We start from the raw sequence: 24,981 nt of genomic DNA, 5'->3' as shown, positions 1-24,981 counted from the left end.
TGGACGCCGGATCGGACGGGTGCTCGGAAAAACGACCGCCCGATCGGGGGCGTCACGGCCTCCCGAGAGCGTTCTCTCAGTGATGAGTTCGACCGCTGATGAATGGTCGGCCCGCCTACGCGCGCACGCAGGCCGACCCGCGCGAGGAGTTGCGGCGCTTAAGGTTCTGTCCGGCCGATCATGCCGGACAGGACCTAGTCGATTCCGCGGACGATGTGCGACTCCGCCGGGTCGTCGTCGTATCCGGCCAGCCGAATGGGCGACGACCTCGACCAGGCGTCCGGATTCCGCGCTTCCTTGGGCCGGTTGTGCCGGCCCGCGCGTTCCTTGCGCTCCGGCGGGAGCTGGCTGCGTTTCGTCTTCTCGGGTGTCACCGCGCACACTCCTTCGCGTCGGGTGAAACCGGACGTGCCGACCCGGCCTCGACCGGGCGCCGGACGCCCGGTGGGGCTGCAGTTAGGCAGTTCGGACGCGGTGGCGCCGGATCACGCAACCGGGAGCGGGCCATGGTGGCTGGCCTCTCCCGGGACGGCCGAGGTTGTCGGTGCTCTCAAGGAGGCTGTCCGTCGCCCTCAGGGTAGCGACCCGCAGGCTGCGGCGCGCGTCATATTGCGCACGGTTCGGCACGCGGCGTTCACCTACTCGCCGGCCGGCCGTTCACCCGGGAGGCCGGGCCCACCCGGGGCGGCCCCGACCGCAGGCCCGCCGTTCGGGCCAGATCAGCCGGCGAGAGTCCCGCGTTAACCGACCCGTCCGAGGGGAACTCGTGCGGCATGTCGCACCACCGCCACGACGGCCCCACCCACGAGTCCTACTGGATGGTGTCGGCGGAGAGCACCGGATATCCGTCGCTCGACACCGACCTGGAGGTGGAGGTCGCCGTGATCGGCGGTGGCATCGCCGGCCTGTGCTCCGCCTGGGAGCTGCGGCGCGCCGGTCTGGACGTGGCACTCCTGGAGGCGGACCGCATCGGCTCCGGTGTCACCGGCTACACGACGGCCAAGCTCACCTCGCTCCACACCCTGATCTACGCATGGCTGCGGGAGGAGCGTGGCCCGGAGGCCGCCCGGCTGTACGCGGACTCGCACCAGGACGCCGTCGAGCACGTGAGCCGGATCTGCGCCGAGCTCGGGGCCGACGCCGAACTGGAGCGCATCCCCGCCTACACGTACGTGGAGTCGGCGCGGCGGGTCGAGGAGATCCGCGCCGAGGCCGAGGCGGCGCGCGAAGCGGGTCTGCCCGCATCGTTCGTGACGGAGACCGACCTGCCCTACCCGGTCGCGGGCGCGGTGCGCGTGGCAGACCAACTCCAGTTCCATCCCCGCAAGTTCCTGTTCGCCCTCGCCCGGGACCTGACCGCCCGCGGAGGGCGAATCTTCGAGCGCTCCCGCGCGGTGGGCCTGCACGACGGAGCCCGGTGCCGGATCACCACCGAGAGTGGGGCGACGGTGGTGGCCCGGGATGTCGTCGTCGCCACGCACTATCCGGTCTTCGACCGGGCCATGCTCTTCACCCGCCTCAAGCCGCGCCGCGAGCTGGTCGCCGGCGCGGCGGTCCCGGCCGCGAGCGCCCCGCACGGCATGTACATCACTCCGGAGCAGCACACCCGCTCGGTGCGCAGTGCACCCTTGCACGACGACGGGCAGCGGCTGCTGATCGTCACCGGCGAGGCCTTCGAGCCCGGGGTGGGGAGCGTCGAGGAGCGGTACGCACTGCTGTCGGCCTGGACGCGGGGCCGTTTCCCGGATGCCGAGATCACCTACCGCTGGGCGGCCCAGGACAACGACACCACGGACCGGCTGCCGTACGTCGGGCACTTCCACCCGGGCACGCAGCATCTGTACGTGGCCACCGGCTTCGGCGGCTGGGGCATGAGCGGCGGGGTGATGTCCGGACGGCTGCTGGCCGCCCATATCGCCGGGGGGCCGCGGCCCGCCTGGACCGAGCTCTACGACCCCCGGCGTCTCCCGCACGTACGGGAGGCCGCCCCGCTGCTCAAGCAGCAGGCCTTCGTGGCCAAGCACTTCGTCGGCGACCGGCTGCACACCTCGCACCTGGACTCCGTCGAGGACATCCCGCCCGGCAGCGGCGCGGTCGTACGACTGGGCGGCCGGCACTGCGCGGTGTACCGGGACGACTCCGGCGCGGTCACGGCGGTGGATGCCCGGTGCACACATCTGGGTTGCCTGGTCCACTTCGACGACGCCGACCGCGTCTGGGAGTGCCCGTGCCACGGCTCGCGGTTCGCGACGGACGGGTCGGTGCTCCACGGGCCGGCCACCCGGCCCCTGGAGCCCCAGGAGGTCCCGGAACTGCCCCACAGGGGTGGCGGCGGCGCCGCAGGAAGCGGAAGGTGGAAGCGGTGAGCCCTTCCGTCGGAACGAGGTGAGGGCCGTGCTTACCAGGACGCGGGCGGTCCAAGGTGCGCCCTGCTGGGTGAGCCTGATGGCGCACGACCTGAAGGCCGCCCAGGACTTCTACGCCGCTGTGCTGGGCTGGCATTACAAACCCGGCTTCCAGGGGCAGGGCAGCTACTCGGTCGCACTCGCCCATGGGACGCCCGTGGCCGGGCTCGCGGCCACCGCGCGCACGCTGGGCTTCCCGGTGTCCTGGACGGCGTACTTCGCGGCCGACAGCGCGGACCGGGTGGCGGAACGCGTCCGGGAGCGCAGCGCCACGGTCGCGGTCGGCCCGATCGAGTTCGGCAAGGGCCGGGTGGTGTGGGCCGCCGACCCCCAGGACGCGGTGTTCGGCATCTGGGAGGGCGAGGTCGACCCCGACTGGCGGGTGCGCCGCCGCGGTTCCGGGGCTCCCGCGTGGCTGGAGCTGCGCACCAGGGACCCGTTCGCCGCCGCGCTCTTCTACGGCGAGGTGTTCGACTGGGACGCGAAGGAGGCCGACCGTCTCGACGTCCGGTACGAGGACGAGCATGTGGTGGTGCGCATCGGCGGGCACATGGTGGCCATGCTGTGCGGCGGAGGCGTGGAGTCCGCCCCCGACCCGCACGTCCGGCCGCAGTGGCATGTCCACTTCTGCGTGGACGACGTGGAGGCCGCCGCTCGCCAGGTCCTCGCGGCTGGAGGCGCGGTCGTATCGCCCCCCGCCGACTCGACCGTCGGCCCCGTCGCCGCGTTCCGCGACCCCGAGGGCGCCCTGTTCCACGTCACGGTCTGCGAGCCCTGACAGCGGCGTACGGACCGCGCGGCGGGCGATGCCTCTCGCTCGCCCACCGCACGGTTCCGCGCCGTACGAGTCCTGGCCGGGGACGGATGTCGGGCGTGCCGCGGCTCACGGCCTGAGGAGCACCTTGACCATGCCGTCCTCCTTCGCCTGGAACGACTTGTACGCCGAGGGGGCGTCCTCCAGAGGCAGCGTGTGCGTCGCGAAGCCCTCCACACCCAGCGGATCACTGTCGGTGAGCAGCGGCATGATGTCGTCCACCCAGTGCCGGACGTTGGCCTGGCCCATCCGCAGCTGGATCTGCTTGTCGAAGAGGGTGAGCAGCGGCAGCGGGTCGGTCATGCCGCCGTAGTCGCCGACCACCGAGATCGTGCCGCCGCGGCGGACGATGTCGATGGCGGTGAGCAGGGCGCGCAGGCGGTCCACCCCCGCATGCTCCGCCAGCTTCTCGGCGACCGTGTGGGGTAGGAGGTTGGTGAGCTGCTGGGCGGCCTTGGCCGCCGGGGCTCCGTGGGCCTCCATGCCGACCGCGTCGATGACCGCGTCCGGGCCACGGCCGTCGGTCATATCGCGGATGACATCGGCGAGGTGCTTGCGGTGCTCCCGCAGGTCCAGCACCTCCACCCCGCGCGATCGCGCCCGCTCGAGCCGCTCCGGGACGAGGTCGACGCCGATGACCCGCCACACCCCGCGACGCAGCGCCACCCGCGCCGCCATGTCCCCGATCGGCCCCAGGCCGAGGATGGCCAGGGTGCCGCCCTGCGGGACGGCCGCGTACTCCACGGCCTGCCAGGCCGTGGGCAGTACGTCGGAGAGGTAGACGAACCGCTCGTCGGGCGGACCGTCGGGCACCTTGATGGGCAGCGTGTCGGCGAAGGGGACACGCAGGTACTCGGCCTGCCCGCCGGGGATCTCGCCGTAGAGCTTCGTGTAGCCGAACAGCGACCCGCCCATGCCCCGGTCGCGGATCTGGGTGGTCTCGCACTGCGACTGAAGGCCCGCCTCGCACATGTAGCAGGTGCCGCAGGAGACGTTGAACGGCACCACCACCCGGTCACCCGGGGCCAGCGATGTCACCTCGGCGCCGACCTCCTGCACGACGCCCATGGGCTCGTGCCCGAGGATGTCGCCCTCCTGGAGGAACGGCCCCAGGAGTTCGTACAGGTGCAGATCAGAGCCGCAGATGCCGGTGCAGGTGATTCGTACGACCGCGTCCGTCGGCTTCTCGATCCGCGCGTCCGGCACCGTGTCCATCCGGACATCACGCCTTCCGTGCCAGGTCAGGGCCCTCATGGCTCCTCCTTCCGAGGCCGCTGGGCGGCCTTGTGCGCCAGGCGTCCCGGGTGCACCGGCGCGGCGCGGCCCAAACCGCTCGTAGCGTGTCCGTATGGCCCGCGATCTGGACCGGCTGTACCGCGCGGCCTGCGCGCGGCGGCTGACCTACCCGGAGGCCGGTGCGACGCTCGGCGGGCCGTTCCCGGCCGAGTATGCGCAGCTGCGCCGCAGGATCCGCCTCGGCGATGGCCCGGAGGTCTTCGCCCGGGCCGGGGCGTATGTGCGGGCGTGGGGCGCGCAGCGCGGAGCCGGTTTCGACGTCCATCCGGGATCCGAGCCGGTGCCGGGGGCCACGGTGCTGATCGTCGCCCGCCTTCCGGGACTGCGCCGTCCCCGGCTGGTGATCCCGTGCCGGGTGGTGGCGACGGTGTCCGAGCCGCGCCGGACCGGCTTCGCGTACGGGTCACTGCCGGGCCATCCGGCGTGCGGCGAGGAGGCGTTCGTGGTCACGCGGGACGATGAGGACGGGGTCTGGTTCGAGGTGATCGCCTTCTCCCGGCCCGGCGCCTGGTACGCCCGCCTGGGCGGCCCGGTGACCCGTGGTGTGCAGCGCGCGGCCGTCGCACGCTATCTGCGGGCGGTCGCCGCGGTCGCAGCCCCCGCCGGAATCGGTTGATACTGCCCGTATGACCGTCCTCGTCGGGACGTCCGGATGGCAGTACAAGGACTGGCGCGACGTCCTCTACCCTCCCGAGCGGCCACAGCGGCTGTGGCTGGAGGAGTACGCCCGGAACTTCGCCACGGTCGAAAGCAACAACGCGTTCTACCGCCTCCCCACCGAGGAGAACTTCGCCGACTGGCGGGACCGCACTCCGGCCGGGTTCGTCATGGCGATCAAGGCCAGCCGGTTCCTGACGCACATCAAACGGCTGCGCGACCCCGAGGAGCCGGTCCGACGGCTGATGTCGCACGCCGCCGGTCTGGGACCCCGGCTGGGGCCCGTACTGCTTCAGCTGCCGCCCACGCTACGCGCGGACGCCGCCCTGCTGGACACCTGCCTGGGCTGTTTCCCGGACGGCACGCGGGTCGCCGTCGAGCCGCGCCACGCCTCGTGGTGGACGGACGAGATCCGGGACGTGCTGCAGCGGCGGGGAGCCGCGTTGTGCTGGGCGGACCAGTGGTCCCGTCCCGTCACCCCCCTCTGGCGGACCGCCGACTGGGGGTATCTCCGCCTCCACCAGGGGCGCGCCGAGCCGTGGCCCCGCTACGGCCGCCGGGCGCTGCACACCTGGGTGCGGCGCATCGCCGACACCTGGCCGGACACGGCCGATGTCTACACCTACTTCAACAACGACCCGGGCGGAGCCGCCGTCCTGGACGCCATCACCTTCGCCCACGAGGTCTCCGCCGAGGGCCGCTCGGTGACCCGGACGCCGGAGGGGCGCGCCACCACCGAGTGACCGCACGGGATATACGGGATACGGGACGGACGGGGCGGCCGGCCCCGCTGTGCCCGGCGGATCCGCGAAGGGAGCGAGGCGGGGCATGGTGCGCAAGCGCGTGGTGGTCATCGGGGACGTGCAGGGCGTGTTCTTCCGTAACACCTGCCGGAGTACCGCCAGGGCGCACGGCGTCGCCGGCTGGGTGCGGAATCTGCCGGACGGGACCGTCGAAGCCGTCTTCGAAGGGGCCGCCGAGGGCGTGGACGAGCTGGTCGCATGGGCCCACGACGGTCCGCCGACGGCGATCGTCGACGAGGTGTCCGTACGCCAGGAGGAGCCCGAAGGGATCGTGGGATTCGAGATCCGGCCGACACCTCTGGGCTTCTAGGTCCTCCTTCCGGCCGTCGCATCCGCGTGAGACGGGCCACTCGGTGGCATCCTGAATATGTGTACGAACCGGCACTGTGCCTTCGTTTCCCCGCGGAACTGCGGTTGTTCCTGTCGGCGCGCCACCGGACGGGGCAGGTCTGGGTGGCGCACGACGGGACGTCGTCGCTCGGCCATGTCGTCGAGTCGCTCGGCGTACCACTCCCGGAGGTCGGCTCCCTGCGTATCGACGGCCGTACGGTCGCGCCCTCGTACCGGCCGCGGCCGGGCGATGTGGTGGAGGTGCACGCGGTGGCACGGCCGCAGGAGCCACGCCCGGAGCCGCTGCGGTTCGTCCTCGACGTCCATCTCGGCGCGCTCGCGCGACAGCTGCGGCTGGTGGGCGTGGACACCGCCTATCGCAACGACATGGACGACGACGCACTCATCGCGCAGGCGAACGCGGAACGCCGGGTGCTGCTGACCCAGGACCGCGGGCTGCTGCGCCGGCGCTCGCTGTGGCTGGGGGCGTATGTGCGGGGTGCGGGGCCGGACCGCCAACTCGCCGACGTACTCGAGCGGTTCGAGCCCCCGCTGGCGCCGTGGACGCGCTGCATGGCGTGCAACGCGCTGCTGTCCCGGGTCGAGAAGGCCGATGTGGAGCATCTGCTGCGGCCGGGCACCCGGCGCACGTACGACAGCTTCATGCGCTGCTCCGACTGCGGCAAGGTCTACTGGCGCGGCGCACACAGCGGCAGGCTGGAGCGGATCGTGTCGGCGGCCAGGCGCATGGGCGTGGCCGCCGTGGCCTTCGCGGTCATGGCGCTCACCCTCGCGTCCTGCACCGACCCCGGGGCCGAGGAGGAGATGCCGCCGCCGCCCCGGGACGCGCAGGGCAGGGTGGTCTCCCCGTTCACGGGACTCGTCGCCGACCCGGGACCGGTGCTGGCCGTGAAGATCGACAACGTAGGACCGGCGCGGCCGCACACCGGCCTGGGGAAGGCGGACATCGTCTACGTGGAGCAGGTCGAGGCGGGGCAGACCCGGATCCTCGCGGTGCTCTCGTCCCGTCTGCCCCCGAAGCTGGGGCCGGTGCGCAGCGCGCGTGAGTCGGACATCGAACTCCTCCGCCAGTTCGGGCGGCCCGCCCTGGCGTACTCCGGGGTCCAGTCCAAGCTCAGTCCGCTGCTCAAGGATGCTCCGCTCTACGCCATTCCACCGGGCGAGGCTCCCGACGCGTACTTCCGCAACGGTGGCCGGCGGGCCCCGCACAACCTCTACCTCCGGCCCGACCGGTTGCTCTCCGCCGCGCCCGAGGCTTCGGAGGCGGCGGACATCGGATTCCGGTTCGGGGCGGCGCCGGCCGGTGGCAAGCCGGTGCAGCAGCACACGGTCCGCTACCCCGCCGCCCGCTTCTCCTTCACCTGGTCGCCCGGCGAGAAGCAGTGGCGGGTGTCGATGGACGGAACGGCGTTCAGCACCACCGACGGCGGACGGTCCGCAGCGGCGACCGTGGTCGTCCAGCGGGTCACCGTCCGTGAGTCGGAGTTCCAGGACCGCTGGGGCGCCGTCTCGCCCTACACCGAGACCGTGGGCTCGGGCAGCGCAGTGGTGCTGCGCGACGGCAAGGCGTACGACGCCCGGTGGAGCCGCGACACGGAGGAGGACGGCACGAACTTCACCACTCCCTCGGGTGAGCCGCTGAACTTCGCCAAGGGTCAGGTCTGGGTGCTGCTGAGCGGACGGTGAGTTCGCTTCGCCGGGTGCGGTCGCGGGTAAGCAACTGGTATGACCATCAAGGGCGTTGACGTCGCGTCGTATCAACCGACGGACTACAGCACCAAGGGCATCGACTTCGTCTTCATCAAGATCACGGAGGGGAGGTCGTACACGAACCCCAAGTGGGTCGGGCAGCGGAAGACCGCGCGCGACGCCGGACTGGTCACCGGCTTCTACCACTTCGTACGGGCCGGGAGCATGAGCGCGCAGGCCGACTACTTCCTCTCGAAGATCAACCTGGTCGACGGCGACATGCTGGTCCTCGACTGGGAGGACACCGATGTCAGCAACGCGCAGAAGGACTCCTGGATCAAGTACGTCCAGGGCAAGCGCCCGGACCACCGTGTGCTGCTGTACTGCAACCGGGACTTCTGGCTGAATCGCGACACCACGTCCTTCGCGGGCGACGGGCTGTGGATCGCGAACCACAACGGGAAGCCGGGGCAGCCGGGAATCAAGGCCCCGTGGCGCTTTCACCAGTACAAGACCCAGCCCCTGGACACGAACGTCGGCCGGTTCGACGACCGCGCCGCGCTGCGGGCGTGGGCCCGCTCCGCATCCGGCTGAATGAGGAGCGGGCGCCACGCGCGGGCACGGTCCGATCAGCCGACGCGCTCGATCCGGGCCTTGCGGATGAGGAACTTGCCGGGCTCACGGACCTGCTCGAAGGCCGCGTTGTTGAGGAGCGCGCAGCTCCCGGAGACCGATGTCACGTCCACGGTCGTGGACTTGTTGTTGTCGAGGTTGGTCACCTTGAGCTTGGTGCCCACCGGGAACTGGCTGCTGGACGCCGCGGGCGCGCCTCCCTCGCCGGAGAGGGTCACCGTCGAACCCTGGCAGACCACCTCTCCCGCCTGACCTGCGCCTGCGCCCTGGCCGGCTTCTTCACCCTGGCCCGCGCCTTGGTCCTGACCGGCGCCCTGCTCCTGACCGGCACCCTGGTCCTGGGCCGGCGGTGCCTGCTGCTCGGGCGCGGCAGCAGCGTCCCCACCCTCCGCGCAGCCCGCCGCCTGCTGCTGCACTTGAATCTGCTTGATGACTGCCTGCCGGTTGGCGATCCTGGCCGCTGACTGGGCGTCCGGATTGGCCTGCTGGTCGGCGATGAAATTCTGGTTGTTGCTCAGCGCCTTGGCCAGACCGTCACAGGTGACCGAGGCCTGGCTGGTACCGGTCATCACCACGGCTGTGCCACCGACCAGTGCGGCGGCGCCGACAAGTATGACGATCTTCTTCTTCCGGCTGACCGTTTTCCTGCGGGACACGCGCAACTCCTGTCGTCGTTCACAAACCCACGGTCGAGATTTCGAACCGCGTGCCCTTAAGAACGTGGCCGGGCCGGGATCTGCTCAGAGCCGATCCGGATTCATCGAGAATCGATGAATCGACGAACTCACATCGCGGATTCAGGCGGCGGATCCCGGTCGTCCGGTCGGCGCCGTCCGTGTGGCACAGCCGCCGCGGGGCCGTAGGCTCGATGCTCCGGGCGCCCGAGGCACTACGGACCGCGACGGGCCGGGCGGCACACTGCTCGCACGGCCGAAATCGGGCCCGACGATCAGTCGGAGTCGACTGCACAACAGGCATATCCAGGGGACGATGGAGGCATCGCGGCGATGAGGACAGGGCAACCGAGAGAGGTGCCCGGGATGAGACAGACCGATCCTCGGCGGGCCGGCCACCCCGAGAGTGCCGCCCCCGAGCCTTCGGCACCCGGGGGGCTTCTGGACGCCCTGGGGGTCGCCGCCGTCGTTCTGGACGCCAAGGGCCGGATCGCTCTGTGGAGCCCGTCGGCGGAGCAGCTCTTCGGCTACAGCGCGGACGAGGCGCTCGGCCAGGCCGGTTCCGCACTGCTCGTCGACCCGCAGCACGCCCCACTGGTCAAGGAGCTGTTCAGCCAGGTGCTCGAGGGCGCCACCTGGGCCGGCGGCTTCCCCGTCCGGGTCAAGGACGGCAGCCTGCGGCAGATCGAGTTCCGCAACATGCGGATGCTCGACGAGAAGAAGAACGTCTACGCCCTGGGCATCGCCACCGACCAGACCGCGCTGCGCACCGTCGAAACCGACCTGGCGCTGTCCATGCGGCTGATCAGCCAGTCCCCGATCGGGCTGGCCGTCCTCGACACGGATCTGTGCTATGTCCTGGTCAACCAGGCCCTCGAGCGGATCAACGGCCTGCCCGCAGAGAAGCACCTCGGCCGGCATGTATCGGACGCCCTGCCGTTCCTCGACGTGTCGGCCATCGAGAACGCGACGCAACAGGTGCTGGCCACGGGCGCGCCGCTGCTGGACCAGTACGAGGTGGGGCGCACGCCCGCGGACCCCGGACAGGACCACGCGTGGTCCGTGTCGTACTACCGGCTGGAGGACACCGGCGGGCAGGTCCTGGGCGTCGCCGTATCGGTGATCGACGTGACCGAGCGGCACAGCGCGACCGTGGAGATGACGCGGGCGCGGAAGCGGCTGGCCCTCATCGCCGACGCCGGGGTCCGGATCGGCACCACGCTCGACCTTCCCCATACGGCCCGGGAGCTGGCCGAGGTGGTCGTACCCGACCTCGCCGATCTCGCGGCGGTGGACATCCTCGACGACATTCTCAGCGACCGGCAGGCCGCATCGGTGCCGGTGAGCGACGGCGGACCTGCGGTGTTCCGGGCACTCGCGGTGAAGACCGGCTACCGCACCGAGGCGTCAGGCGCACCGGACCCCGCCGGCAAAGTCGCCAGGTACGACCCCGACCGCCTGATCGCCCAGGTCGTGAACTCCGGCGACCCGATCCTCGTGCCGCGGCTGGACGAGGAGACCTTGCGCCGGGTCGCGCGGGACGACGACTCCGCCGCCCTGCTCGCCCGGGCGGGCGCCCACTCCTACCTCGGGGTGCCGCTGATAGCCCGCGGCCAGGTGATAGGCACCCTGAGCCTGCTGCGGGCCCGTAACCAGACTCCGTTCGACGAGGACGACCGCCTGCTCGCCAGCGAACTCGCGGCGCGGGCCGCCATCAGCATCGACAACGCCCGGCTGTACCGAAAGGAGCGGCGCACCGCGCTGATGCTGCAGCGCAGCCTGCTGCCCGGCCGGCCACCGCGCCAGCCCGGCCTGGAGATCGCCTACCGCTACCAGCCCGCGGGGGCCACCCACGAGGTCGGCGGCGACTGGTTCGACGTGCTGCCGCTCGCCGGGGACAAGACCGCGCTGGTCGTCGGCGACGTGATGGGCAGCGGCATCACGGCGGCCGCGACGATGGGCCAGCTGCGTACGGCCACGCGTACGCTGGCGCGCCTCGACATGCCGCCCGAGACGGTGCTCAGCCATCTCGACGATGTCACGGCGGGGCTCGACCAGGCCTTTGCGACCTGCGTGTACGCCAGGTACGACCCGCGAACGCGGCAGTGCCTGGTGTCCACCGCCGGCCATCTGCCGCCCGCCGTCGTCCATCCCGACGGCAGCGCGGAGTACGTCGACGTCCCCACCGGGGCGCCGCTGGGCGTCGGGGGCGTTCCCTTCGGGACCGCGGAGCTCGAGCTGCCGCCGGGCAGTCGGCTGGTGCTCTACACCGACGGCCTGGTCGAGACCCGGGACGACCCGATCGACGTGCGCCTCACCGATCTGCTCCGGATGCTGTCCGGTCCCCGCCACTCCCTGGAGCGCACCTGCGACTTGCTGCTCCACTCGCTGCGCGACCCCGACGGACACGACGACACCGCTCTGCTCATCGCGGAAACCCAAACACATTGACCGTCCATTCAAGAAGTTGACGTGCGCAACTCATTGACGGTCCTTGTGTCTTCATTTACACCATGCTGAGAGCGCTCTCACCCAACCCCCCTCTCTCGGAGGCACTCTCCCATGAGCACGAGCAGCGTCACTCAGCCCCCTCCGTCCCGCAGGCGCAGAGCCGTCCTCGCCGCCTGCAGCGTCTTCACGCTGGCCCTCGCGGTGCTGGCCGCGGTGCTCACGGCCGGGCCGGCCCGCGGCGACGTCCCGCCCGCGCCCGGCTGGAACCTGCAGTGGAGCGATGACTTCAACGGACCGGACCGCACCCTGCCCTCGTCCACCAACTGGCAGATAGACACCGGGCATTCGTACCCCGGCGGCCCCGCCAACTGGGGTACCGGCGAGATCCAGAACTACACCCGCTCCCTCGACAACCTCAGCCTCGACGGCGGGGGCAACCTACGTATCACCCCGCTCCGCGACGGCGCGGGCAACTGGACCTCGGCACGCATCGAGACCCACCGCGCCGACTTCAAGGCGCCCGCCGGAGGCGTACTGCGCATCGAGAGCCGCATCCAGATGCCGAACGTCACCGGCAACGCCGCCCTCGGCTACTGGCCCGCATTCTGGGCCCTCGGCTCTCCCTACCGCGGCAACTACTGGAACTGGCCCGGTATCGGCGAATTCGACGTCATGGAGAACGTCAACGGGATCAACTCCGTGTGGGGCGTGCTCCACTGCGGCGTCAACCCGGGAGGGCCCTGCAACGAGACCACCGGCATCGGTGCCAACCGCGCCTGCCCGGGCTCGAGCTGCCAGTCGGCCTTCCACACCTATCGGTTCGAGTGGGACCGCAGCACCACCCCGAACGAACTGCGCTGGTATGTCGACGGCCAGCAGTTCCACAGTGTCAACGAGAACCGCGTCGGTGCCGACGCCTGGAACAACATGACCCAGCACGCGGGCTACTTCATCCTGCTGAACGTCGCCATCGGCGGCGCCTTCCCCGACGCGCTGGCCGGCAGCAAGACGCCGACGTCGGCCACGGTCCCCGGCCGCCCGATGCTGGTCGACTACGTCGCCGTCTGGAGCCGCGGCGGCTCCACCACGCCACCGGGCAGCGAGCCGCCCTCCGGCTCCCCCACACTGCATCTGCGCTCCGGTGGTGCGCTCGGCGACGCCGCGTCGTCCGGGGACACGGCCACCCTCGCCTCGGCCGGCGGCACCAACCACGACGGGACTCCGCACCAGCAGCAGACCTTCGTCTCATCCGGGATCACCCGGAAGTACAGCGGCGGCTCCACGCAGTTCGACCTGTTCGTCGACGCCGGCAGCACGGTCGCCAACGGCCAGCAGGTGCGCGTCTCGTACGACCTCACCGGCGACGGCAGCTGGGACCGTACCGAGACCTATCACTACTTCGCCACCGACCCCGTGGCCGGATACGAGCACTACACGCAGAGCCTCGGACTGAAGTCGGCGAGCGGCAGTCTCGGGGACATGGTGAACGGCAAGGTCCGGGTCGAGGTCTGGAACGCCATCGGCAACGGCGTCAGCACCCTGGGCACCGGCGACACGTCCTTCGTCAAGATCCCCTTCAGCTGAGGGGAGGGGACGATGCGCCGCCGTCTCGCGGCAACCGCTGCCGCCGGCTTACTGCTGATCACCGGTGCCGCCGACAGCGGCATCAGGGCCGTCCGCGACGGCCACTCCGGTGCGGGACACGCCACCCACGCGTACCACTTCACCCAGGCCCAGAAGGCGGCCATCGTCTCCCAGGCGGCCGCGCCGCTCCGCGGCTCCGAGTTCCGCGCCGACTGCTTCTCCAGCCACCGCAGGCCCGACGACCCGATCGTCTTCCCTGGCCAGTCCGGGCGGTCCCACATCCACGAGTTCTATGGGAACCGCACGGCGAACGCCTCGTCCACTCTGGAGTCGCTGAGCGCGGGCACCACCAACTGCACCCCGAAGACCGACCTCTCCTCCTACTGGACGCCGACCCTCTACAAGAACGGCGTGCCGGTCGCCCCCGAACGCGTGACCGTGTATTACCAGGGCATTACCGACCGGACCCGCGCCGTCCCGCACCCCCGGGGTCTGCGCTACGTCGTCGGCAACGCCCTCGCCACGAGTCCCGACGACAACCCCGCCGCCCGCTGGTCCTGCGTCGGACGGCCCGAATCCAGCCGGGACTTCATGACCTGCCCGCCCGGCACCAAACTGGAGAACTACCTGGACTTCCCGACCTGTTGGGACGGAGTCCGGCTCGACAGCCCCAATCACCGGGACCACATGGCGTACGCGAGCGGCTCCACCTGTCCCTCAAGTCATCCGGTGCCCGTCCCGCGCCTGGAGCTGCTGATCACCTGGCCGGTGGGCGGCGGCGGGCTGAGCCTCGCCGGGACCCGTAACGGCGCCAACGTGACCACGGCGCCCGGCTACACCTTCCACGGCGACTTCTTCAACGCCTGGGACAGCGCGGAACTCCGCCGGCGGGTCACGGACTGCATCAACGCCGGCTACATCTGCGGCACCGACGGTCGTCCGATCGAGCAGTAGCCGTTCCCGTCCGGCGTCCCCACGCCCCCTCCCCTGCACTATGGACCACCGGCAGTCCGGCAGTTCAGGGCGTGGGGGCGCCGTGCCAGATCGTCGTCACGTTGCAGAACTCCCGGATCCCGTGCCCGGACAGCTCACGCCCGTAGCCGGACCGCTTCACCCCGCCGAACGGGAATCCGGGGTGCGAGGCGGTCATCCCGTTGAAGTAGATCCCGCCGGCCTCCAGATCCCGGGCACAGCGCTCCTGCTCTGCCGCGTCGCGGGTCCACACATTGGAGCTCAACCCGAAGGGGGTGTCATTGGCCAGCCGCACCGCCTCGTCCAGATCCGCGACCCGGTAGAGCGCGGCGACCGGACCGAACGCCTCCTCGTGGTAGATCCGCATCTCGGGGGTGATGTCGGCGAGCACCGTCGGCGCGTAGAACCAGCCCTCGGTGCGTCCCTCCGGACGGTCGCCGCCGCACAGGACGGTGGCACCGCGCCCGCGCGCCTCGTCCACGAGCTCCTCCAGGGACCGCCTGCCCTGCTCGCTGGAGAGCGGTCCGACGTCCGTGTCCTCGTCCATCGGGTCGCCGACGGTGAGCGCCGACATGGCCTGGACGAAGCGGTGGGCGAAGGCGTCGTAGACGTCCGTGTGCACGATGAAGCGCTTGGCGGCGATGCAGGACTGCCCGTTGTTCTGCACCCGGGCCTTGACGCCGGTCCGTACGGCCTGGTCGAGGTCGGCCGAGGGCATGACGAGGTACGGGTCGCTGCCGCCCAGCTCCAGCACCGTCTTCTTGATCACATCGCCGGCGATCGAGGCGACCGCACGGCCCGCGGGCTCGCTGCCGGTGAGCGTCGCGGCGGCGACCCTGGGGTCCCGGAGGATGTCGGCCACGGCGTCCGAGCCGATCAGCAAGGTCTGGAAGCAGCCCCCGGGGTAGCCGGCCCGGCGGAAGAGGTCCTCGAGGTAGAGGGCGGTCTGGGGCACGATCGAGGCGTGCTTGAGCAGGCCCACGTTTCCGGCCATCAGCGCCGGGGCGGCGAAGCGGACGACCTGCCAGAGCGGGAAGTTCCACGGCATGATCGCGAGCACCGGGCCCAGGGGGCGGTAGCGCACGGTGGCGTGGGCGCCGCCGGAGTCCTCGACGTCCAGGGCTGCGGGCTGCTCATCGGCCAGCAGCTCCGGCGCGTTCGCCGCGTACCAGCGCATGGCCTTGACGCACTTGGCCGCCTCCGCGCGGGCCGCGCCGAGCGTCTTGCCCATCTCGAGGGTCATGGTGCCGGCGGCGTCCTCCTGATCCTGCTCGAGCAGGTCGGCCGCGGCGCGCAGCAGCTCCGAACGGCGGCTGAAGGACGTCGTGCGATAGTCGCGGAACGCCGCCTGCGCCCGCTCCAGCCGCTCCTCGATCTCCTCCGCGCCGAGTGGGTCGAAGGCCTTGAGCGTTTCTCCCGTCGTGGGGTTGACGGTCGCGATCGGCACGGGAATCACTCCTTGGGAGACCGTGTACTCCCCCAGCTACCGCTGGGAGGGGCCCCCAAGCGGGTGACCCGCGCTTCCGTTTTTACTCCCCCGCCGGGCGATCCGCTTCCGCAGCGAGGGCGGGGATCACGCCGCCCGCGAGCACGGTCCTGCGCTGGCGCGGGGAGAGCCGGTGGTGGACGGCGTACTCCTCGCCCCTGGTGGTGTTGCGCACCCGCAGGGACGGTGCGGTGTCGGGGGCGAGGCCGGCGTGCAGGCCGTTCAGCCGGAGCCGGTCGCCGACCGCGATGCGTTCCCAGTCGCCCGGGTCGTCGAATTCCAGGGCGAGCACTCCGAAGTTGGCCAGGTTCTGCCAGTGGATACGGGCGAAGGACTTGGCGAGTACGGCCCGCAGCCCCAGGTGGCGGGGGGTGATCGCGGCGTGCTCCCGGGAGGAGCCCTGCCCGTAGTTGTCCCCGCCGACGACGAAGTGCGCGCCGCCGCCGGGCCCGGCGGCGGCTTCGGCCGCCCGGCGCGGATAGTGGGGGTCCAGTCGAGTGAAGGTGAACTCGGCGAGTTTCGGGATGTTGGACCGGAAGGGCAGCGCCTTGGCGCCTGCCGGTGAGATCTCGTCGGTGGAGACGTCGTCGCCCGCCTTGAGCAGGACCGGCCCCTCCAAGGTGTCGGGAAGGGGATCCAGATCGGGGAGGGCGGAGACGTTGGGGCCGCGTTCGAGGCGGATGCCGATGGCCTCGTCGGGGGGCGGGGGCGCCTCCAGGGCGGCGGTGTTGACGGCGGCGCGCGCCGGCAGGCCGAGGTCGAGCGGCCCGGTCCCCGTCCGCGCGGCCCAGTCCCGTGGATCGGTGATGACGCCGGTCAGTGCCGAGGCGGCGGCCGTCTCGGGCGAACAGAGCCAGACCGCGTCCTCCTCGGTACCGGACCGGCCGGGGAAGTTCCGCGGAAAGGTGCGCAGGGAGTTGCGTCCGACGGCCGGTGCCTGGCCCATCCCGATGCAGCCCAGACATCCGGCCTGATGGATCCGGGCGCCCGCGGCGATCAGGTCGAAGGTGGCGCCCATCCGCGTGAGGTCCTGGAGGAGCTCACGGGAGGTCGGATTGACGTCGAAGCTCAGCCCGGAGGCGGTCTGGCGTCCCTTGACCATGGCGGCGGCGACGGCGAAGTCCCGCAGTCCGGGGTTGGCGGAGGAGCCGATGACCACCTGGGAGACCGGCTCGCCCGCGGCTTCCCGTACGGGTACGACGTTGCCGGGCGACGTGGGGCGGGCGATGAGCGGCTCCAGGGCCGACAGGTCGATCTCCTCGTCCAGGTCGTAGCGGGTGCCCGGCTCGGGAACGAGCTCCGTGAAGTCCTCCGCCCGGCCTGCCGCCCGCAGAAACTCCCGTACCGCCGCGTCGGCCGGGAACACGCTGGTGGTCGCCCCGAGCTCGGCTCCCATGTTGGCGATCACATGCCGGTCCATGGCCGTCAGGCAGGCGAGCCCCGGGCCGTGGTACTCCAGGATCCGGTCGACGGCTCCCTTCACCCCGTGCCGCCGCAGCAACTCCAGGATGACGTCCTTGGCGCTGACCCAGGGGGGCAGCTCCCCGGTCAGCCGTACGCCCCAGATCCGCGGCATACGGAGGTGCAGCGGCTGTCCCGCCATGGCGAGGGCCACTTCCAGGCCACCGACGCCGATCGCGAGCATGCCCAGCGAGCCCGCGGCGCAGGTGTGGGAGTCCGATCCGGCGAGAGTTCTGCCGGGGACGCCGAAGCGCTGCATGTGGGTGGGGTGCGAGACGCCGTTGCCGGGCTTGGAGTACCAGAGGCCGAGGCGGCGGGCGGCGGAGCGCAGGAAGATGTGGTCCTCGGCGTTGCGCTCGTCGGCCTGCAGGATGTTGTGGTCGACGTACTGCACGCTGACTTCGGTACGGACCCGGTCCAGCCCCAGCGCTTCGAGCTCCTGCATCACCAGGGTGCCGGTGGCGTCCTGGGTGAGGGTCTGGTCGACGCGCAGGCCGATCTCCTCGCCGGGCTCCATCCGGCCGGCCACCAGGTGCGCGGCGATGAGCTGATGCGCGACCGATCCCGCCGCGCGAGTACCCCTGCCCTCCCCCGCGCGGGAGGTGGTGTCCGTCCCGCGGGAGGAAGCGTCGGGGGCGGGGCGGAAGGGCTGATCCGCCGTTGTCATATGCGGCCGCCCAGGCTCACAGACTCCAGCGCAGTACGGCACCGAGCCCGCCCGCCGGCCCCGCCACTCCCTCGGGGACGAGCAGCACCTCGGCGTCGGCCGCGGCGGCGGACCGCAGCAGGGCGTCGTCCGCGCGCGCCCGTTCCGGCTTGGCGACGCCCATCGCCTGGGCCTCCGACCGCTGGACGGCGAGGTCGTCGACGCCGGGTCCGATCCACAACTCGCGCGCTGCGTCGGGCCCGATCTCTCCGAGGAGCAGCGTGGCCACCTGGTGCGTACGGGCGGCGTCGACGACGGCGGGCACGCCTTCCGCGGCCTGCCCCGGTCCGGTGTCGACGCCGGCGGCCCGGTAGTGCTCGCCGGGTCGGCCCCGGCCCGCGCGGAACCGCTCGAGGGCGCTCTCGAGCCGCCCACGCGCGTAGTCCTCACAGGCCTGTTCTATCTGCCGGTCGAGCAGGGTCTTCGAGGACCCGGGGGACCTGCTGCCGTTCTCGGCCTCCACGGTGACGGCGCGGATCTGTTCGGGCAGCTGGTTGTGGACGGCCCGGCGCTCCCGGGAGTCACCGGTCAGGACCAGCAGCTGCGCGCCGGACTCCGGCCACTGTCGGGCGAGCTCGGCGGCGATGATCTCGGCCGTCTCGTTCCAGCCGTTCTCGACCCTGTTCCGGTAGTGCCACTCCTGCCGGTCGGCGGGAATGCTGCGGTGTCCTCGTCCCCGCCACTCCTTGCCGTCCACCTGGCCCAGGTGCTCGCGGCCACCTGCCGCACGCAGCTCCATATCGGCGCCGGTGCGATCGATGTACGCCACCAGACAGGGTGGCTGGTCGCCACGGAGTCCCGTCAGCGGCGCGATGTGCGGCAGGGTCGACCAGGTCGCCTCGTTCGTCGGCGGAGTCATGGCGAGCGGGAGGTCGAGCACGACCTCGGCACCGGCGGCGAAGAGCGCCCGGCCGGGGGGCGCCCCGGAGACGGGCTCGTTGGCGAGCCGGTCCATCAGTGACCTGGTGGTGCGCGCATCGGCGCCCCGGTCGACGAGCTGAGAGGCCACTGAACGCTCACGGAGCTTCTGCTGCCTCGCCGCGTCCTCGGTCGCGCGCGAGGTGTCGATGTACACCGAGGCCCATGGGCCCGGACGGTCGAAGAGCGGTTTGAGAAAACCGAGTTCCATGATCTCCCCCAGGCTCGGGGACAGTGAGTACTACCAGACTAGGACGATGCGCCTGCAACGCCCCTCTTGCGGAGGAATGCGCGGAGCCGGGGCAGCGGCCAGGTGTTGATCACATCGTCGGCGGTGAGCCAGCCGCGTTGGGCGGTGCCCACGCCGTACCGCAGGTGATCCAGGTGGAGCGGCGAGTGCGCGTCGGTGTTCACGCTGAACTTCACGCGGTACCGCTTGGCCAGCAGGATGTTCTCGTCGGACAGGTCGAGCCGGTCGGGGAAGGCGTTGATCTCCAATGCCGTGCCGGTGCGGGCGCAGGCGGCGAAGACGGCGTCGAGGTCGATGTCCAGCCCCGGCCGCTTGCCGATGATCCGGGTGGTCGGATGGCCGATGATGTTGATGCAGGGGTTCTCGCAGGCCTTGACCAGCCGGCGGGTCAGGGCGTCCCGCCCCTGATTGAAGTGCGAGTGCACCGAGGCGACGCAGAGGTCGAAGCCCTCGAGGAAGTCCTGAGGCCAGTCGACGCCGCCGTCGGGATCGATGTTGAGCTCGGTGCCGTGCAGCAGGCGCATCTTGCGGTGCTTGCCGTCCAGGGCGCGCACCCGCTCACGCTGGGCCAGGATCTTCTCGTCCGTCATCCGCTGCATGTAGAGGTTCGGGGCGTGATCGGTGACGGCGTAGTAGCGCAAGCCGCGCCGGGCCGCGGCGGTGACCATCTCCTCCACCGGGGCGAGGCCGTCGGTGAGGTCGGTGTGGGTGTGGAGGTCCCCCTTGATGTCCTCCTCCGTGATCAGTTCCGGCAGCTCGTCGCGCAGGCCGGCTGCGACCTCTCCGCGGTCCTCGCGCAGCGTCGGCGGGATCCAGGGAAGTCCGAGCCGGGCGTAGACCTCCTCCTCGGTCTCCGAGACGATCTTCTTTCCGCTCTCGGCGTCGAAGAGGCCGTACTCGGAGAGCTTGAGCTTGTGGTGCACGGCCATCTCGCGGGTGCGGATGTTGTGGGCCTTGGAACCCGTGAAGTACTGCAGTCCGGCGCCCCAGGAGTCCGGAGGTACGACGCGCAGGTCGACCTGGAGGCCCTTGGTGGTGCGGATGGAGGTCTTCTTCAGCCCGTGGGCGATCACCTCGGCGACGATGGGCAGCCGGGAGAACATCTCCATGAACGGCTCGGAGCGGCCGGCAGCGACCAGGATGTCGACGTCTCCGACGGTCTCGCGCATCCGGCGCAGCGATCCGGCGTAGGTGCAGGACTCGCACCCGGTCACCGCCGACAGCTCGGCGACGATCTCCTCGGCGACCTCCATCGCGGTGTTGATCGGCACCCGGTCACCGGCCGCCTGCATGAGGCTGATGCCGTGGAGGATGTTCTCCTCGGTCTTCGGGCCGAAGCCCTTGAGGTCGCGCAGCCGCTCCTCCTCGATGGCGGTGAGGAGTTCGGGAACCGAGGAGATCTGCAGGTCTTCGTAGAGGACCATGGCCTTCTTCGGTCCGAGGGTGGGAATGGTGAGGAGTTCGCGCACCCCGGCGGGGATCCTCGCCCGCACCTCCTCGACGGCGGGCATCTTGCCGGTGCTCAGGTATTCCACCACCTTCTCGGCGATGGACTTGCCGACGTTGGGGATCTCCTGCAGGCCCTTGGCATCGAGCTTGGACACATCGGAGTGGTAGCCGCCGATCGCCCGGGCGGCCTTTTCGTAGGCGCGAGCCTTGAACGCGTCTCCGCCGGTGATGAGGACGAGGTCCGCGTACTCCTGGAGCAGAGCCTCGACATCCTTGTTCGGTCGGGCCACGAGCCCATTTTAAATCTTGCAGGTGCTGCCCGGCGCGACGGCCGGGCAGCACTATCGGGTTCGAATTCGCCGATCTCCGGCGGTGTCTCACATGGCCAGGTGGGCCTTCAGGTGTGTGACCTCCTCGATCTCCACTCCGGCTTTCGCGAGCAGCTGACGTGCCAGGTCGTTCAGTGCCCTGGCTGCCGCGATCTCTTCGCCGACTCGTGGCTGCGACGGGTCGTCCGGGTGCTTGTTGGCCCGCCCGTGGGCCCGCAATTCCGTACCGTCCTGCAGTCTCAGGAGGACGGCCGCCTCGGTCTTCGTGTCGATCTCGCGGAATTCCAGGTCGAGGTGCCATCCGACGACGGTTTCCATGGCCTTCACCTCCAACGTCCAGCGTCACCTTCCAGAATGCGCCCTTTGGGGTGTGGGAGTCGACGGTGGACCAGGTCCTGTCCGGTCGGTCAGGGCCTAGCGGGCGGCTGTGGGGGCCGTGGCGAAGTGGTCCAGGAACCAGTCCCGGGCGAGGTCGGCGACCGTTTCCAGCGCTCCGGGCTCCTCGAAGAGATGGGTCGCACCGGGCACGACCGCGAGCCGGTTCTCACAGGTCATACGGGACTGGGCCCGGCGGTTGAGGTCGATCACGGTCTCGTCGCGGCCACCGACGATGAGCAGTGTGGGAGCCCGGACGGCGCCGAGCCGGGGGCCGGCGAGATCGGGCCGGCCGCCGCGGGACACCACGGCGGCGACGTCCGCGCCCTCGGTGCCGACGGCCGCGGCGGCCCACAGGGCGGCTGCCGCCCCGGTGCTGGCGCCGAAGTAGCCGACGGGTACCTTCTCGCCGCTGAGCATGCGGGTCGCCTCCAGGAGGCGGCGGCCCAGGGTCTCGACATCGAAGACATTGGCCCGGTCGAGCTCCTCGTCCAGGGTGAGCAGGTCGAAGAGCAGGGTGCCGAGCCCGGCGTCGTTGAGGGCGGCCGCGACGGCACGGTTGCGCGGGCTGTGCCGACTGCTGCCGCTGCCGTGGGCGAAGGCGACGATGCCGGGGGCTCCGTCCGGCACGCAGATGTCACCGGTCAGCACGACCCTGTCCTGCGGGACCGGGATCTCCACTTCCCGGATCTCCGGTTCCCCGGAGGCCTGCGAGCCCGGGTTCGGCGTGCCCTGGGGCGCGGAGGTGGCCGTGGCGCGCGCCAGCAGGTCCATGACCTCGTCGTCCGACGTCTGGGAGAAGTCGTCGTACCACTCCCCCACCGCGAAGAAGGCGGTGGGCGTGGACAGGCACACCAGTTCGTCGACCTCGGGACGGAGTGACACGACCGCGTCCGGCGGTGCCACGGGGACGGCCAGCACGACGCGAGAGGCGCCGTGGGCCTGCGCGACCCGGCACGCGGCCGCCGCCGTCGCGCCGGTGGCGATCCCGTCGTCCACGACGATCGCCGTACGGCCCTCGAGGGGGACGCGCTCCCGTCCGCCGCGGAACCGCTCGGCCTGGCGCCGGAGTTCGGCCTCCTCGTCGCGCTCGATCGCGGCGAGCTGCCCCTCGTCGGCACGGCTCATCTGCAGGATGTGCTCGTGGATCACCCGCACACCGTCCTCGCCGATGGCGCCGTAGCCGAGTTCCCGGTGGTACGGGACACCGAGCTTGCGGACGAGGATCACATCGAGCGGTGCGTCCAAGGCCTGGGCGACTTCGAAGGCCACCGGCACTCCGCCGCGGGGCAGGCCCAGGACCACCGGATTCTCGGATCGCAGATGCTCCAGGTGCTCGGCGAGCAGGCGGCCGGCTTCGGTGCGGTCGGTGAACTGCATGATGCACCCCCAGCCCGGGGAGAGCGGAACCCACATGACCGGCTAGTTCGAATCAAGCGGAAAACTCATGAAGATGCAAACGGGCCGGTCATCCCCCTCATCCCCGCGCGGCCGGCGGGTCAGGTCTCCAGCGCCGCGCGCAGCCGCGCGGCGACCTCCTCGGCCTGTGCCTCGTCGGCGTACCGGGTGCGCGGCCAGAAGAAGCCGCGCAGTCCGTCCTTGCGGTTCCGCGGCACGACGTGGACGTGGAAGTGCGGCACGGACTGGCTGACCCGGTTGTTCGCGGCCACGAACGAGCCCGCCGCCGCCATGCCTCGCTCCACGGCGCCCGCGATCCGCTGGACCCGGCTGAAGAACGGGCCCACCTCGGCCGCAGGGAGGTCGGTGAGGGTCTCGACGTGCTGCCGCGGGACCACGAGCACATGGCCGGGGAAGAGCGGTCTGGCATCCAGGAAGGCGACCGCCGTCTCGTCCTCGAAGACCCGGTGGTCGGGCACCTCGCCGACGACGATCGCGCAGAAGGGGCAGTTCATTCCTCCAGTCAACTCTTCCGCCGGCCGGTGCGCCCAGGTCTTTTCCGCGGTGTCTGCCGCCCGGCGGCTCCGCGTCCTGAGGCCGGCTCACAGGTCGCCGGACCGGCCACCCGGGCGCACTCTGGAGGCATGGAGAACGCCCCGAGCACACCAGAACCGGACGTTCCGGTGATCGTGGCCCCGTTCGACACCGACAGCCGGTATCGCCTCGTCCACCTGCAGGGCCATGGCTGGGAGCCGCTGGAGCGCGAGGAGTTCGAACCCCGCGTCCAGGAGTTCTTCCCGGAGATCGACTTCGACGACCCGGATCAGGTCCACTGGGCGGACCGGCCCGGCGAGTGGCCGAAGTGGCACCCGGGCGAGGCGTGAGGAACGGTTCGCGTGACCGGCCCACCGCCGCCGGACGCCGTCGGCCCGGAGCGTGCGCGCGAGCGGGAACGGGCCCGTCTCGCCGCCGGTGAGCTGACCGCGGAGGGGGTCCGTCGTACCGCGCTCACCTGGGTGGACACCGCGGGCATCACCCGCGTCAAGACGGTGCCCATCGCCCGGCTGGCGCAGGCCGCCGAGTGGGGCGTCGGAATGTCCCCCGTTTTCGACGTCTACCTCGTCGACGACTCCATCACCACCAGCCCGTACATCGGCGGGCCCGACGGCGACCTGCGGCTCTTCCCGGATCTCGACCGGCTGACCCCGCTGGCGGCCCAGCCCGGCTGGGCCTGGGCGCCCGTCGACCGCTACGACCAGCAGGGGGCACCGCACCCGGCGTGCCAGCGGCAGTTCGCCCGCCGCGCCGCGCAGTGGGCGGCGGAGCGGGGACTCGAGCTGCGCATGGGGTTCGAGACGGAGTGGGTCGTCGCACGCGGCGACACCCCGGAGGCCGAACCGCGCTATCCGTGCGCGGGGCCCGGCTACGGCATGATCCGCGTCGTCGAGCTGTCCGGCTATCTGGCCGACGTCCTCGACGCCCTGGTCACTGAAGAGGTGGCCGTGCTGCAGCTGCACCCGGAGTACGCGCCGGGGCAGTTCGAGGTGTCCGTCGAGCCCGCCGACCCGGTCGAAGCGGCCGATCTCGCCGTGCTCGTCCGGGAGACGGTGCGTGCCGTCTCCGTACGGCACGGGCTCGCGGCCTGGTTCGGCCCTGCCGTGGCGGCCGGGGGCGTCGGCAACGGCGCCCATCTGCACCTGAGTCTCTGGAGGGACGGCCGGAACCTGTGCCGGGGCGGCGACGGCCCGTACGGCATGACGGCGCTGTGCGAGTCCTTCCTCGCCGGGGTGCTCGAGGCACTGCCCGCCCTGCTCGCCATCGGCGCACCGTCACCGGCGAGCTATCTGCGGCTCCAACCCTCGCGCTGGGCCGGGGTGTTCCAGTGCTGGGGACTGGAGAACCGCGAGGCTGCGATCCGCTTCATCACCGGCCCACCGGACGCCACCGGGGCGGCGAACGCGGAGGTCAAGTCCTTCGACGCGGCGGCCAATCCGTACCTGCTGGTCGGCGCGGTGATCGCCGCGGGTCTGGCCGGGATCGACGCGGGGCGGTCGCTGCCGCCGCCCGTTGCCGGCGACCCGGCCCTCACGGGCGGGCAGATCCGCCTGCCCACCTCGCTGCCCGCGGCGCTGGAGCACTTCGAGCGTTCTGCCGTGCTCCGGGAGGCCCTGGGCGACCCGCTCTTCGAGGCGATTGTCGCCGTGCGGCGGGCGGAAGCGGAGCTGTTCGACGGAGTGCCGCCGCAGGACATCGCGGACGCGACCCGCGGGCGGTACTGAC

The 24,981-nt window shown here is 71.3% G+C and carries 22 protein-coding genes; 12 read left to right on the top strand and 10 right to left on the bottom strand.

Annotated features, from left to right (window positions below; genetic code table 11):
• Positions 1-194: 194 nt before the first annotated feature.
• Complete coding sequence (locus ACTWQI_RS11355) at positions 195-374, bottom strand: hypothetical protein (protein ID WP_443269689.1); 180 nt, start codon at positions 372-374, stop codon at positions 195-197.
• 399 nt (positions 375-773) lie between these two features.
• Here ACTWQI_RS11355 and ACTWQI_RS11350 point away from each other — a divergent pair, with 399 nt between their 5' ends.
• Complete coding sequence (locus ACTWQI_RS11350) at positions 774-2,366, top strand: FAD-dependent oxidoreductase (protein WP_443269688.1); 1,593 nt, start codon at positions 774-776, stop codon at positions 2,364-2,366.
• Positions 2,367-2,445: 79 nt separating this feature from the next.
• Positions 2,446-3,183, top strand: coding sequence for a VOC family protein (locus tag ACTWQI_RS11345; RefSeq protein ID WP_443269687.1), 738 nt, complete (start codon positions 2,446-2,448; stop codon positions 3,181-3,183).
• A 105-nt stretch (positions 3,184-3,288) separates the two neighbouring features.
• Here ACTWQI_RS11345 and ACTWQI_RS11340 read toward each other — a convergent pair whose 3' ends face one another.
• Positions 3,289-4,473 carry a zinc-dependent alcohol dehydrogenase gene (locus ACTWQI_RS11340; protein WP_443269686.1) on the bottom strand — a complete coding sequence of 395 codons (1,185 nt, stop codon included), beginning with the start codon at positions 4,471-4,473 and terminating at the stop codon, positions 3,289-3,291.
• Between the two features lie 94 nt (positions 4,474-4,567).
• Here ACTWQI_RS11340 and ACTWQI_RS11335 point away from each other — a divergent pair, with 94 nt between their 5' ends.
• The 5 genes from ACTWQI_RS11335 to ACTWQI_RS11315 all read left to right on the top strand — a co-directional run bounded on the left by ACTWQI_RS11335 (position 4,568) and on the right by ACTWQI_RS11315 (position 8,609).
• Complete coding sequence (locus tag ACTWQI_RS11335; protein WP_443269685.1) at positions 4,568-5,131, top strand: DUF1990 family protein; 564 nt, start codon at positions 4,568-4,570, stop codon at positions 5,129-5,131.
• A 10-nt stretch (positions 5,132-5,141) separates the two neighbouring features.
• A complete protein-coding gene (locus tag ACTWQI_RS11330; RefSeq protein WP_443269684.1) occupies positions 5,142-5,915 on the top strand; it encodes a DUF72 domain-containing protein in 774 nt (257 codons plus the stop codon).
• Between the two features lie 85 nt (positions 5,916-6,000).
• On the top strand, positions 6,001-6,285 hold the full coding sequence (locus tag ACTWQI_RS11325) for an acylphosphatase (RefSeq protein ID WP_443269683.1): 285 nt from the start codon (positions 6,001-6,003) through the stop codon (positions 6,283-6,285).
• Positions 6,286-6,344: 59 nt separating this feature from the next.
• The gene (locus ACTWQI_RS11320; RefSeq protein ID WP_443269682.1) at positions 6,345-8,012 is read left to right on the top strand and encodes a Mut7-C RNAse domain-containing protein; all 1,668 of its coding nucleotides are present in this window, start codon (positions 6,345-6,347) and stop codon (positions 8,010-8,012) included.
• Positions 8,013-8,051: 39 nt separating this feature from the next.
• Entirely contained in the window at positions 8,052-8,609 is a 558-nt protein-coding gene (locus tag ACTWQI_RS11315) for a glycoside hydrolase family 25 protein (protein WP_443269681.1), read from the top strand.
• A gap of 35 nt (positions 8,610-8,644) precedes the next feature.
• Here the strand turns inward: ACTWQI_RS11315 and ACTWQI_RS11310 are convergent, their stop codons facing one another.
• Entirely contained in the window at positions 8,645-9,304 is a 660-nt protein-coding gene (locus ACTWQI_RS11310) for a hypothetical protein (protein WP_443269680.1), read from the bottom strand.
• Between the two features lie 384 nt (positions 9,305-9,688).
• Between ACTWQI_RS11310 and ACTWQI_RS11305 the strand changes: the two genes are divergently transcribed.
• The 3 genes from ACTWQI_RS11305 to ACTWQI_RS11295 all read left to right on the top strand — a co-directional run bounded on the left by ACTWQI_RS11305 (position 9,689) and on the right by ACTWQI_RS11295 (position 14,311).
• Positions 9,689-11,773 carry a SpoIIE family protein phosphatase gene (locus ACTWQI_RS11305; RefSeq protein WP_443269679.1) on the top strand — a complete coding sequence of 695 codons (2,085 nt, stop codon included), beginning with the start codon at positions 9,689-9,691 and terminating at the stop codon, positions 11,771-11,773.
• 111 nt (positions 11,774-11,884) lie between these two features.
• A complete protein-coding gene (locus tag ACTWQI_RS11300; protein ID WP_443269678.1) occupies positions 11,885-13,357 on the top strand; it encodes a glycoside hydrolase family 16 protein in 1,473 nt (490 codons plus the stop codon).
• A 12-nt stretch (positions 13,358-13,369) separates the two neighbouring features.
• The gene (locus ACTWQI_RS11295; protein ID WP_443269677.1) at positions 13,370-14,311 is read left to right on the top strand and encodes a DUF1996 domain-containing protein; all 942 of its coding nucleotides are present in this window, start codon (positions 13,370-13,372) and stop codon (positions 14,309-14,311) included.
• 64 nt (positions 14,312-14,375) lie between these two features.
• Here the strand turns inward: ACTWQI_RS11295 and ACTWQI_RS11290 are convergent, their stop codons facing one another.
• The 7 genes from ACTWQI_RS11290 to ACTWQI_RS11260 form a co-directional block, all read right to left on the bottom strand.
• Positions 14,376-15,776 carry an NADP-dependent succinic semialdehyde dehydrogenase gene (locus ACTWQI_RS11290; RefSeq protein ID WP_443269676.1) on the bottom strand — a complete coding sequence of 467 codons (1,401 nt, stop codon included), beginning with the start codon at positions 15,774-15,776 and terminating at the stop codon, positions 14,376-14,378.
• An 82-nt stretch (positions 15,777-15,858) separates the two neighbouring features.
• Positions 15,859-17,943 (bottom strand): aconitate hydratase, encoded by a 2,085-nt coding sequence (locus ACTWQI_RS11285; RefSeq protein WP_443269675.1) that lies wholly within the window; start codon positions 17,941-17,943, stop codon positions 15,859-15,861.
• 16 nt (positions 17,944-17,959) lie between these two features.
• Positions 17,960-19,111: a baeRF2 domain-containing protein gene (locus ACTWQI_RS11280; protein WP_443269674.1), complete on the bottom strand. Its 1,152-nt coding sequence runs from the start codon at positions 19,109-19,111 to the stop codon at positions 17,960-17,962.
• A 38-nt stretch (positions 19,112-19,149) separates the two neighbouring features.
• A complete protein-coding gene (gene polX, locus ACTWQI_RS11275; protein WP_443269673.1) occupies positions 19,150-20,889 on the bottom strand; it encodes a DNA polymerase/3'-5' exonuclease PolX in 1,740 nt (579 codons plus the stop codon).
• A gap of 87 nt (positions 20,890-20,976) precedes the next feature.
• Positions 20,977-21,246: a DUF1876 domain-containing protein gene (locus ACTWQI_RS11270; protein WP_443269672.1), complete on the bottom strand. Its 270-nt coding sequence runs from the start codon at positions 21,244-21,246 to the stop codon at positions 20,977-20,979.
• A 96-nt stretch (positions 21,247-21,342) separates the two neighbouring features.
• Positions 21,343-22,683 (bottom strand): phosphoribosyltransferase family protein, encoded by a 1,341-nt coding sequence (locus ACTWQI_RS11265; protein WP_443269671.1) that lies wholly within the window; start codon positions 22,681-22,683, stop codon positions 21,343-21,345.
• A gap of 119 nt (positions 22,684-22,802) precedes the next feature.
• Positions 22,803-23,216, bottom strand: a complete 414-nt coding sequence (locus ACTWQI_RS11260) for an HIT family protein (RefSeq protein WP_443269670.1) — start codon at positions 23,214-23,216, stop codon at positions 22,803-22,805.
• Positions 23,217-23,345: 129 nt separating this feature from the next.
• Here ACTWQI_RS11260 and ACTWQI_RS11255 point away from each other — a divergent pair, with 129 nt between their 5' ends.
• Positions 23,346-23,585 carry a hypothetical protein gene (locus tag ACTWQI_RS11255; protein WP_443269669.1) on the top strand — a complete coding sequence of 80 codons (240 nt, stop codon included), beginning with the start codon at positions 23,346-23,348 and terminating at the stop codon, positions 23,583-23,585.
• Between the two features lie 12 nt (positions 23,586-23,597).
• Entirely contained in the window at positions 23,598-24,980 is a 1,383-nt protein-coding gene (locus ACTWQI_RS11250) for a glutamine synthetase family protein (RefSeq protein ID WP_443269668.1), read from the top strand.
• Position 24,981: the final 1 nt, after the last annotated feature.

This window comes from Streptomyces sp. KR80 (assembly GCF_052245555.1).
Classification (GTDB): Bacteria; Actinomycetota; Actinomycetes; order Streptomycetales; family Streptomycetaceae; genus Streptomyces.
The sequence above is the reverse complement of the archived record's forward strand: the minus strand, read 5'-3'. Positions and strand labels throughout refer to the sequence as shown.

Bases quoted from the DNA above. Each gene is read 5' to 3' on its own strand.
- ACTWQI_RS11350 (WP_443269688.1), top strand. From the start codon at position 774: ATGTCGCACCACCGCCACGACGGCCCCACCCACGAGTCCTACTGGATG.
- ACTWQI_RS11345 (WP_443269687.1), top strand. From the start codon at position 2,446: ATGGCGCACGACCTGAAGGCCGCCCAGGACTTCTACGCCGCTGTGCTG.
- ACTWQI_RS11340 (WP_443269686.1), bottom strand. From the start codon at position 4,473: ATGAGGGCCCTGACCTGGCACGGAAGGCGTGATGTCCGGATGGACACG.
- ACTWQI_RS11335 (WP_443269685.1), top strand. From the start codon at position 4,568: ATGGCCCGCGATCTGGACCGGCTGTACCGCGCGGCCTGCGCGCGGCGG.
- ACTWQI_RS11330 (WP_443269684.1), top strand. From the start codon at position 5,142: ATGACCGTCCTCGTCGGGACGTCCGGATGGCAGTACAAGGACTGGCGC.
- ACTWQI_RS11325 (WP_443269683.1), top strand. From the start codon at position 6,001: ATGGTGCGCAAGCGCGTGGTGGTCATCGGGGACGTGCAGGGCGTGTTC.
- ACTWQI_RS11315 (WP_443269681.1), top strand. From the start codon at position 8,052: ATGACCATCAAGGGCGTTGACGTCGCGTCGTATCAACCGACGGACTAC.
- ACTWQI_RS11305 (WP_443269679.1), top strand. From the start codon at position 9,689: ATGAGACAGACCGATCCTCGGCGGGCCGGCCACCCCGAGAGTGCCGCC.
- ACTWQI_RS11300 (WP_443269678.1), top strand. From the start codon at position 11,885: ATGAGCACGAGCAGCGTCACTCAGCCCCCTCCGTCCCGCAGGCGCAGA.
- ACTWQI_RS11295 (WP_443269677.1), top strand. From the start codon at position 13,370: ATGCGCCGCCGTCTCGCGGCAACCGCTGCCGCCGGCTTACTGCTGATC.
- ACTWQI_RS11285 (WP_443269675.1), bottom strand. From the start codon at position 17,943: ATGACAACGGCGGATCAGCCCTTCCGCCCCGCCCCCGACGCTTCCTCC.
- ACTWQI_RS11280 (WP_443269674.1), bottom strand. From the start codon at position 19,111: ATGGAACTCGGTTTTCTCAAACCGCTCTTCGACCGTCCGGGCCCATGG.
- ACTWQI_RS11270 (WP_443269672.1), bottom strand. From the start codon at position 21,246: ATGGAAACCGTCGTCGGATGGCACCTCGACCTGGAATTCCGCGAGATC.
- ACTWQI_RS11265 (WP_443269671.1), bottom strand. From the start codon at position 22,683: ATGCAGTTCACCGACCGCACCGAAGCCGGCCGCCTGCTCGCCGAGCAC.
- ACTWQI_RS11260 (WP_443269670.1), bottom strand. From the start codon at position 23,216: ATGAACTGCCCCTTCTGCGCGATCGTCGTCGGCGAGGTGCCCGACCAC.
- ACTWQI_RS11255 (WP_443269669.1), top strand. From the start codon at position 23,346: ATGGAGAACGCCCCGAGCACACCAGAACCGGACGTTCCGGTGATCGTG.